The organism is Kribbella antibiotica (genome assembly GCF_004349055.1).
In the GTDB taxonomy this organism is placed as follows: domain Bacteria; phylum Actinomycetota; class Actinomycetes; order Propionibacteriales; family Kribbellaceae; genus Kribbella; species Kribbella antibiotica.
In genome coordinates this window covers 1-7,742 of the sequence record NZ_SMKX01000245.1, presented here as the reverse complement: position 1 = coordinate 7,742, position 7,742 = coordinate 1, and the positions used below count along the sequence as shown (strand labels likewise).

Sequence of the window (7,742 nt, the reverse complement as noted above, 5' to 3'; positions counted from 1 at the left end):
ACCTAGAGGAGGAAAGGCGACGGCCCCCGGTCACCCCCCCGCCGGGGGCCGTCGCCTTTCCTCCTCTAGGTCATTCCGCCTGATGGATCGTTCCGTCCTGAGCGGTCTCGACCGGATCGAGTTCCACTGTGCAGAATCTGTCAATTCTTCACTTTCCTGCACGGGGGAGCGTTTTCACTTTATGCAGGGTCTTGACAATTTAGTTATGTAGCCACAGTTTCTAATCATGAAACCGCCTGCACGCCGCCCCCAGGCAGCGGTCTTTTCCAGCCTGATCGCGTTCTTCCTCGCCCTTACCGGCCTCACCCTGATCCCAGCCACCGCCTACGCCGCCAATCTCACCGTCAACGGTGGGTTCGAGTCCGGCACTCTCTCCGGCTGGCAGTGCGCCGCCGGCAGTGTGAGCAGCACGGCCCACTCCGGTTCGTTCGGATTGCAGTCCGCCCCGAGTGGCTCCGACATCGGCCGGTGCAGCCAGACAATCTCGGTCCGCCCCAGTACGGCGTACTCGCTGTCGGCGTGGGTGAACGGGTCCAACGTCTACCTCGGAGTGGACGGTGGGGCCTCGACGTGGACCACCAGCAGCTCCTGGAGCCAGCTGACCGTCCCCTTCACCACGAGTGCGTCAGCCACGTCGGTGACCATCTACCTGCACGGTTGGTACGGGCTTCCGGCCTTCGGTGCGGATGACGTCGTACTGGATGGACCGGGTGGGACCGCGGACACGACTCCGCCGACCACTCCGGGTGCGCTGACTGTCGGTAGTCCGACGTCGAGCTCGCTGCAGCTCAACTGGTCCGCTGCGTCGGATGCGAACGGCATTGACCACTACGACGTCGTACGGGGGACTGAGGCGCCACAGAGCATCGGCAACGTCACCAGCTGGACGGCGTCCGGGCTGAACCCGACCACGACGTACAGCTTCAAGGTGCGGGCCTGCGACCCCAGCGGCAACTGCTCGCCGTACGGCGCCTCTGCCTCGGGTACGACGACCACTGGGCCGACGAACCCGGGTGGGAGCCTGCCGAAGCACGTGCTGACCGGGTACTGGCAGAACTTCAACAACGGTGCGACCGTGCAGAAGATCTCGGACGTCCCAGCGGCGTACGACCTGATCGCAGTGGCCTTCGCTGATGCCGATGCGGCCCGGCCGGGTGGGATCACGTTCAACCTCGACAGTGCGGGGCTGAACGGCTACACCGTGGCGCAGTTCAAGTCCGACATCGCTGCGAAGAAGGCGGCCGGCAAGAAGGTCATCCTGTCTGTCGGCGGTGAGCGAGGCACCATCTCGGTCGCCAACGCGACAGCGGCGTCCAACTTCGCATCGACCGCTCTGACCGTGCTGCGCGAGTACGGCTTCGACGGGATCGACATCGACCTCGAGAACGGGGTCAACGCGCAGTACATGGGTCAGGCGCTGCGTAGCCTGCAGAGCCAGTTCGGTAGTGGGCTCATCATCACCATGGCTCCGCAGACGATCGACATGCAGGCCACGACGTTCGAGTACTTCAAACTGGCGCTGGCGATCAAGGACATCCTGACCATCGTCAACGTGCAGTACTACAACTCCGGTGCGATGAACGGCTGCAACGGACAGGTGTACTCACAGGGTTCGGTCGACTTCATCACGGCGCAGGCCTGCATCATGCTGCAGAACGGCCTCCGTCCCGACCAGGTCGGTCTGGGCCTGCCGGCGTCCACCCGTGGTGCTGGTAGCGGCTATGTCTCGCCGACGATCGTCAACAACGCGCTGGACTGCCTGGCGCGGGGGACGAACTGTGGCAGCTTCAAGCCGAGCACTACCTGGCCGACGCTGCGTGGTGCGATGACCTGGTCGACCAACTGGGATGCGCTGAACGGCAATCAGTTCTCGAACCAGGTCGGCGCCCACGTCCACGCCCTGCCCTAATGCATAACTACCGCCCCGCTCCGGTGCTGGAAGCGCTTGGTGTCTGCTCGGAGGACGAGCAGCTCTACCGGGCGCTTCTGGCCCGCCCGGAGTCCACAACGACAGACCTGTCCAACGACACCGGCTGGCCCGCTACTCGGGTCGGCCGGCATCTCCGGTCGCTGCTGTCCCTCGGGCTGGCCTCTCGCATGCCCGGGAGACCAGCCCGGTACGTCCCGGCGGTGCCCGAGGCGGCAGTCGAGCTACTGGCGCTGCGGAAGCAGGCAGCCATCGTCGCGGCCCGTGTCGGTGCCTCTGTGCTGACCGCTGAGTTCAGGGCCAAGCACGACGCGTTCACGGTGATCCGTGGTGCCGAAGCGGTAGCCCAGCGCTTCTACCAGGCGCAGCAGTGCGCCCAGAACGAGGTGCTCGTACTCGATCGGCCGCCGTACGTCGTCGTACCGGTCGAGGCTCGTCGCGCGCCCGGCGTCACATATCGGACGATCTTCGACATGGCATCCCTGTCCGAGCCCACTGATCTCGTGGCTGCTCGGTCCACAGGATGTCGGATGCTGCGCGACGTACCGCTCAAGATGCTGGTCGTCGACCGCCGGATGGCACTCCTGCCAACCCACCACGACGTGATCGTTGAGGTGGGCCCGTCCAGCCTTCTGGACGGGCTCCTGCGGCTCTTCGATCTCTTGTGGCATCAGGGCAGCCCGCTGTCCCCAGCGGCGTCAGACGGGCCTCTGACCTTCGAAGACCAGCAGCTGCTTTCACTAGCCGCTGCTGGCCTCACGGACCAAGCCATTGCCCGACGGCTAGGAGTCGCTCAGCGCACTGTCGAGCGCCGCATGCAGCGAATTCTCAAGGCACTCGACGCCACCACCCGCTTCCAAGCAGGCCTCCGGGCCGGACAGCGAGGTCTGCTCGTCTAACCGAGGCACGGGCGGGCTATCCGTCAGCTACCTTGATCGGGACTTCGCAAGGGTTCCAGGAGAGGAGACCGGATGGCTGCGGTCGGTTTGCCCGCTTGTGCGCGGTTGCGAGGTCGCGGATGAACGTCGCTGTCGCGGTCGTGGCGATCTTCTTCGCAGGCATGGGCGTCGCCGCGCTGGTGAAGCCCGCGTTGATCTGGAAACCCTTCGGTGTGGCCCCCACGACCCCCGCGGCCCGCAATGAGGTCCGCGCCGTCTACGGCGGGTTCGGCCTGGCCGTCGCGGCGCTGCTTATTGCCGCCGACTCCGCAACCGCTGGCTTCCGAGACGGCGTCTTGGTCTCGGTGGCGGTCGCCCTGGGCGGCATGGCCGCCGGACGACTTCTTGGCGCGCTCTTCGAGCCGAAGCCGCTGCTGCGATGGCCGGGCTTCTTCCTTCTGGTCGAAGCCGCCCTCGCCGGGCTGCTGCTCACCGCTCGATAGGTGTCTCGCCCGCCTCGGACGCTTCAGTCGGTCACGTCGGCGACGGTGGCGTTGAGGGCTTTGGCCAGGTCTTCGGCGTCCACAGTGATGCCGGTGCCGAAGTCGCCGCCGCCGATGGAGATGGTGCCGATGATCCGCTCGTCAGCGATCACCGGCCAGGCGTGTGTGCTGCCCAGCGGCGTGATGGTGCCGCGGAGGTAGCCGGTGACAGCGAAGGCGGTGTCCTTGTCGGGCATCGACATCCGCTTCACCCCGAGTAGCGTGCGCAGCTTCGGCCACGCGATCTCACGGTCGCCGGGCACCAAGACGAAGCGGTAGTCGTCGTCAGACAGCCGTACGACAATGGTTTTGATCAGGCGGGCCGGTTCGATCCCTCTCGCGGCCGCCGCCTCTTCCAGCGAGTTCACCGGTCCGTGCTGCGTTAGTTCGTAGCTCAGCCCGAGCTGGTCCGCCGCTTCCGTTGCCTTGGTCACCCGTCCAGTCTAGGAACAGACTTCAGAACGAGTGACAGCACCAGTGCGATCGCGAACAGGGCCCCGGCCTCCAGCGCGACTCCACTCCAGCCGGCGTGGCTCCACGCCGTACCGGCTAGGCCTCCGAAGACGGATGAGCCGAGGTAGAAGGAGAACAGGTACATGCTGGACGCCTGACCAGTCCCGATGCCAGCGGCATGCGCTCGCGCCGGAACCCAGCCGCTGGCCACTCCGTGTACGGCGAAGAATCCCGCTGTCATCACGGCCAGTCCCACGACGACCAGCGGCAGCGGTGCGGACAGTGTGATCGCCACTCCGGCCAGCGTGATGAGACAGCCGATCGGAACGACAGGGCGTCGCCCGAAGCGGTCCGCCATCATGCCTGCGGTAGCAGAGCCGGCTGAGCCGAGGAGGTAGACGCAGAAGACCAGTCCGGAGGCGCCGGCGCTCAGGAGATACGGCTCGCCGGACAGGCGGAACACTGCGCCGTTGTAGATCGCGACAAATCCGCCGACCGCCGTGGCGCCGATCCCGTAGAGGGCGAGCAAGGCTGGGTCGCGCAGTATCCGGCCGGAGAACGGCCGTGCAGACCCCGGGCGAAAGTTCCTCGAGGCCGGCAAGAGCAACCACACGACGGCCGCGCAGAGCAGCCCCAGTGCGGCGATTCCGCCGGCTCCGAACCGCCAACCACCAAGGTCGGCCAGGCCTCCGGCGACAAGACGCCCAGACATGCCACCGACCGCCGTACCGGCGATGTAGAGCCCGCTGGCTCGTGCGTGACTCTCGGGGTGCACCTCTTCGCGGAGGTAGGCCATCGCGACTGCCGGCAGCCCTGCCATCGCTATCCCTTGTAGGCCTCGCAGTGCGAGCAGCGCGTGCCAGGTGGGCGCGAAGGCGACAAGCAATGCGAAGACGGACGTTGCTGTGACCGACCAGCGCATCAGGTTGGTGCGGCCGATCACCTCGGAGGCAGAGCCGGCCACCAGGAGCGCCAGGCCGAGTCCGAGGGTTGCGATCGACACACTGAATGCACTCTGGCCGGGGGAGACGTGGAAGGCGTCCGAGAGCTCGGGGAGGAGCGGTTGGGTGCTGTAGAGCAGTGCGAACGTCGCCAGCCCAGCGGCGAACAGTGCCACGGAGAGCTTGCGGTACTCCGTGTCACCCGGTCGGTATCCCACAGCGACGGATCGGTGCATGTCTTCGACGGTGCCACGCTTGGCGCCATACGTAAAATGTCGATTTCGGAGTAAATGGATACGATATCCGTATGCATGTCGAGGATCTGCGCTGGTTCGCCGTCCTGGCGGAGACCGAACACCTGACCGCGGCGGCGACCGCGCTGGGGACGAGTCAGCCCAACTTGTCCCGATCACTGCGCCGGGTCGAGGACGCGTTCGGCGTGGCGCTGTTCGAGCGCGAGCACCGCGGCCTGCGGCTGAATCCGTACGGTCGCATCGTGCTAGAGGCGGCCCAGGCCGGTACGGCGGCAGTGGACGTGGCGCAGCATCGAATCGACTCGCTCCTCGATCCCCAGTCGGGCACAGTGCGGCTCGCGTTCCTGCACTCGGTCGCATCCAGCCTGCTACCGGACCTGTTGAAGGCGTTCCGGGCAGTGGGGCCGAGTGCGGAGTTCGCACTGCGGCAGGGCGCAGCACACGACATCGTCGAGGACCTGGAGAACGGCGATGCGGAGATCGGGATCATCTCGCCGCGGGCGGATCCGGAGCGGTTCGGCTGGCACCTGCTGGAGCAGCAGCGACTCGCACTGCATGTCCCACCGGGCCATCCACTGGCCTCACGGCGACGTGTCGAGCTAGCTGCGGCAGCGGCCGAGCCATTCGTCGGTCTGCAACCAGGCTTCGGGTTCCGGCGGATCAGCGACGAGCTCTGTCGTGCTGCCGGCTTCACACCGCGGCTGGCCTTTGAGGCAACGGACCTGACGACCATCGACAGTCTGGTCGGTGCCGGGCTCGGAGTGGCGGTGCTGCCGTCGAGTGCGGTGCGCGGCGGGGACAGTGGCGCAGTGGCGGTGCCACTGGCCGGAGTCCAGTCCCGCCGCGAGATTGGGATGACCTGGCGGCTCCGGGCATCTCTAACGCCTGCTGCAGAACGGTTTCAGGCGTTCGTCCGGTCGCGGCCAGTGATTTCTACCTGAGGTACGGCGGGTGCCCCTGACGAGCACCCGCCGTACTGCCTCTTGAGAAAGCTGCAGTTAGAACCCTGCAGTGATGCTGGTGAAGGCCCAGTCGGACTGGGCGATTCCACTGCAGTTGGAGACCACGCCGCCGCCGGCACAGCCGCGGTCGCGGTTCACCGACCAGAACGCCAGCCGGGACAGGCCGTTGGACTTGGCCCAGTTGGTGATGTTCTGCCAGGTCGCCGTCGTCGTCATCTCCTGCTGGTCGGACAGACCGTTCATGCCGGAGATGCCCTGGTGGGCGTAGGCCTGCGCGGTGGTCCAGCCGAAGACCGACTTCAGCTTGTTGTTCAGACCCGTCGACGCACCGACGGTGTCGTTGTAGATGTTCGAGCTGCCGAAGTCGAAGGGCATCAGCGTGAAGACGTCGATGTTGGCGCCCAGGGCCTGGGACCGCTCGATCAGCCGGTTGCCGTAGTAGTTCGGGCCGGTGGTCGACGTACCGAAGGTGAGGATCGTCTGGATCCCCGGGTTGTTCTGCTTGACGATCTTGAGGGCGTTCAGGATGCGGTCCTGGACGACCTCGTTCTCGAACTCGTCGGAGTTCTCGATGTCGATGTCGATCGCCTTCAGGCCATAGGCGTTGATGACCTGCTGGTACGCGCCGGCCAGTGCCTCCGGCGTGCTGCAGTTCGGGCCGAGCTTGTTACCGCTCCAGCCACCGATCGACGGAACGATGTCACCGCCGGCCGCCCGGATCTGCGAGATCGCAGTGGCGTCCGCGCTGCCCTGCAGCGGTCGGGTGCCGTCCCAAGCCGCGTTGCAGCCGCCGGACGACAGGATGAACGCCATGGTGAACCACTTGATACCGGTCGCGTTCATGACGGTCGTCGGGTTGGGCGGGTCGCCCCAACCCATGTACAGGTACGGCGCGGCGCGGCGACTGCCGACCGGGTCCGTACCGGCCTTGGTGGTAACGGAAACCGAGCCAGTCTTCGGGCCTTCGCCCGCACTGTTCTGTCCGCTCACCTGGTAGCTGTAGCTGGTGCTCGCGGTCAGACCAGAGTCCGTGTACGCCGTACCGGTCGACGTACCGACCTTTGCGCCGTTGCGGTAGATGTTGTAGCTGGCTGCACCACTGGCCGCGGACCAGGACAGGCTCACGGTCGAGGCGGTCGACGTACCGGACAGGCCGCTCGGTGCACCCGGGAGGGTGACCGGGCCACCGCCGGAGCAGGAGCCGCCGTTCAGCCGGCAGGCAGCGAGACCGGGGAAGTTACCCGGGCTGCCGTTGAAGCCGAACGTGACGCTGGCACCAGGTGCCAACGGTCCGGCCCAGCCGGGCGGAGTGAAGGTGTGCGTCTGCCCACTGGTGCTCCGCGTTGCGTCCCATGAGCTGGAGATCGAGTAGCCCGACGGGAAGTCGAGTGCCACCGACCAGGTGCTCAATGAGCTTGTGGTGTCGTTCAGAACGGTTACTTTGCCCTCGAAGCCGCTGCCCCAGTCAGACACCTTCGTGAAGGTCGCAGAGACCCCGGCCGCGTTGGCGGTGGGTGCGACAAGTAGTGCGAGTACCACTGTGGTGATGGCTGCGATCGCCATCGAGATGCGTTTCATGTTGCTCCGATCAGAGGGCGGTACGTGATCAGATCCGGCCCCAGAGTGCGGGGACGTTCGGCGGCTCCCAACCGGTCAGGGAGGTGTGTCCCTGGATGCACTTGTAGGTAAGGCCGTTGTAGCTCACCTGTGCACCGGTTGCGTACGACGTGTTGGGCGCCCACGGGGTGGCCGTCGGGGGCGTCGGAGTCGGCGTCGGGGTGGGAG

The 7,742-nt window shown here is 66.2% G+C and carries 8 protein-coding genes; 4 read left to right on the top strand and 4 right to left on the bottom strand.

Annotated elements, in window-relative coordinates; genetic code table 11:
* Positions 1-226 precede the first annotated feature (226 nt).
* The 3 genes from E1263_RS41055 to E1263_RS41045 all read left to right on the top strand — a co-directional run bounded on the left by E1263_RS41055 (position 227) and on the right by E1263_RS41045 (position 3,308).
* On the top strand, positions 227-1,909 hold the full coding sequence (locus E1263_RS41055; RefSeq protein WP_132177665.1) for a chitinase: 1,683 nt from the start codon (positions 227-229) through the stop codon (positions 1,907-1,909).
* Positions 1,909-2,826, top strand: coding sequence for a helix-turn-helix domain-containing protein (locus E1263_RS41050; protein ID WP_132177663.1), 918 nt, complete (start codon positions 1,909-1,911; stop codon positions 2,824-2,826). The genes E1263_RS41055 and E1263_RS41050 overlap by 1 nt, the downstream gene beginning before the upstream one ends.
* A gap of 119 nt (positions 2,827-2,945) precedes the next feature.
* Positions 2,946-3,308: a DUF4345 family protein gene (locus tag E1263_RS41045; RefSeq protein WP_132177661.1), complete on the top strand. Its 363-nt coding sequence runs from the start codon at positions 2,946-2,948 to the stop codon at positions 3,306-3,308.
* A 23-nt stretch (positions 3,309-3,331) separates the two neighbouring features.
* Here E1263_RS41045 and E1263_RS41040 read toward each other — a convergent pair whose 3' ends face one another.
* Both E1263_RS41040 and E1263_RS41035 read right to left on the bottom strand, forming a co-directional pair.
* Complete coding sequence (locus tag E1263_RS41040; protein ID WP_132177659.1) at positions 3,332-3,781, bottom strand: aminoacyl-tRNA deacylase; 450 nt, start codon at positions 3,779-3,781, stop codon at positions 3,332-3,334.
* The gene (locus E1263_RS41035) at positions 3,778-4,977 is read right to left on the bottom strand and encodes an MFS transporter (RefSeq protein ID WP_165956934.1); all 1,200 of its coding nucleotides are present in this window, start codon (positions 4,975-4,977) and stop codon (positions 3,778-3,780) included. The genes E1263_RS41040 and E1263_RS41035 overlap by 4 nt, the downstream gene beginning before the upstream one ends.
* 71 nt (positions 4,978-5,048) lie before the next feature.
* Here E1263_RS41035 and E1263_RS41030 point away from each other — a divergent pair, with 71 nt between their 5' ends.
* Positions 5,049-5,936 (top strand): LysR family transcriptional regulator, encoded by an 888-nt coding sequence (locus E1263_RS41030; protein WP_132177657.1) that lies wholly within the window; start codon positions 5,049-5,051, stop codon positions 5,934-5,936.
* Positions 5,937-5,993: 57 nt separating this feature from the next.
* Here the strand turns inward: E1263_RS41030 and E1263_RS41025 are convergent, their stop codons facing one another.
* Together E1263_RS41025 and E1263_RS44240 are read right to left on the bottom strand one after the other, a co-directional pair.
* Positions 5,994-7,535, bottom strand: a complete 1,542-nt coding sequence (locus tag E1263_RS41025) for a cellulose binding domain-containing protein (RefSeq protein ID WP_132177655.1) — start codon at positions 7,533-7,535, stop codon at positions 5,994-5,996.
* Between the two features lie 28 nt (positions 7,536-7,563).
* Positions 7,564-7,742 (bottom strand): carbohydrate-binding protein (locus E1263_RS44240; RefSeq protein ID WP_337590297.1); only part of this gene is annotated, 179 nt, incomplete at its 5' end.